Genomic DNA, 1,030 nt, shown 5'->3' with positions numbered 1-1,030 from the left:
TGTGATTTCTCAGTAGGTTGTTCATCCGGGGCGTTCCCGGAATTCTGGAAGCGCGACCAACACAGCCTTCCAGGAGCCCCGGATGAACCTGCATAAACATGCCCGTCTTACCCCGCGAGGTCGAGCCCTTCTCGTACAACGCATGCTCAGTGGGCTACGTGTCGAGGATGCAGCACAAGCCGCAGGAGTCAGTGTCCGCACAGCCTACAAGTGGCTCAGGCGCTTTCGTGAGGAGGGCGAGGCCGGTCTGATGGATCGTTCGTCACGTCCGCATTCATGCCCTCACGAGACGGCAGTCGATCTGATCGCACAATTGATCCGACTACGCCGATCTCGCCATACCTACCGACAGATCGCTCAAGCACTCGGCGTGGCCGTCAGTACCGTTGCGCGCCGTCTCAAACAAGCTGGCTTTCATCGGTTAGCCGAGCTAGAGCCCGCCCCTGTAGTAGTGCGCTACGAATACCCCAACGCCGGCGATCTCCTGCACCTGGACATCAAGAAGCTGGGCCGATTCTGGAGACCAGGGCACCGAGTTACGGGCGATCGTCTGCAGGGCTCAGATGGTGCCGGTTGGGAGTTCGTGCATGTGGCCATCGACGATGCGTCCCGGCTGGCCTTCACCAGCCTGCACCCAGATGAGCGCGGCAGTAGCGCCTGTCGAGCCTTGTTGCAGGCGCTGCGTTACTACCGTGGCTTAGGCATCCGCTTCAAACGCGTCATGACAGACAATGGCGCCTGCTACCGCTCTCATTCGTTTCGGCGCTTATGCGCTCGGCTCGGACTGAAACACATCCGCACCAAGCCCTACACACCGCGAACGAACGGCAAGGCCGAGCGCTTCATCCAGACGAGCCTGCGTGAATGGGCCTATGCACGCTCTTATGACAGCTCCGAACAACGAGCCAGACACTTGCCTGCCTGGCTGCACCACTACAACTGGCACAGGCCGCATAGCAGCCTCAACTACAAACCGCCAATTAGTCGGGCTCCAGTGCCACTGAACAACGTACTGGGTTTACACAACTAG

At 59.6% G+C, this 1,030-nt stretch carries 1 protein-coding gene; it reads left to right on the top strand.

Features of this window, described 5'->3' with window-relative positions; translation table 11 throughout:
- Positions 1 to 82: 82 nt before the first annotated feature.
- Complete coding sequence (locus D7325_RS18985; RefSeq protein ID WP_120998017.1) at positions 83 to 1,030, top strand: IS481 family transposase; 948 nt, start codon at positions 83 to 85, stop codon at positions 1,028 to 1,030.

The sequence above is a fragment of the Stutzerimonas urumqiensis genome (assembly GCF_003640395.1).
Classification (GTDB): Bacteria; Pseudomonadota; Gammaproteobacteria; order Pseudomonadales; family Pseudomonadaceae; genus Stutzerimonas; species Stutzerimonas urumqiensis.
The sequence above is the reverse complement of the archived record's forward strand: the minus strand, read 5'-3'. Positions and strand labels throughout refer to the sequence as shown.

Excerpts from the sequence above, each read along its gene's own strand:
- D7325_RS18985 (WP_120998017.1), top strand. The coding sequence starts at position 83 with ATGAACCTGCATAAACATGCCCGTCTTACCCCGCGAGGTCGAGCCCTT.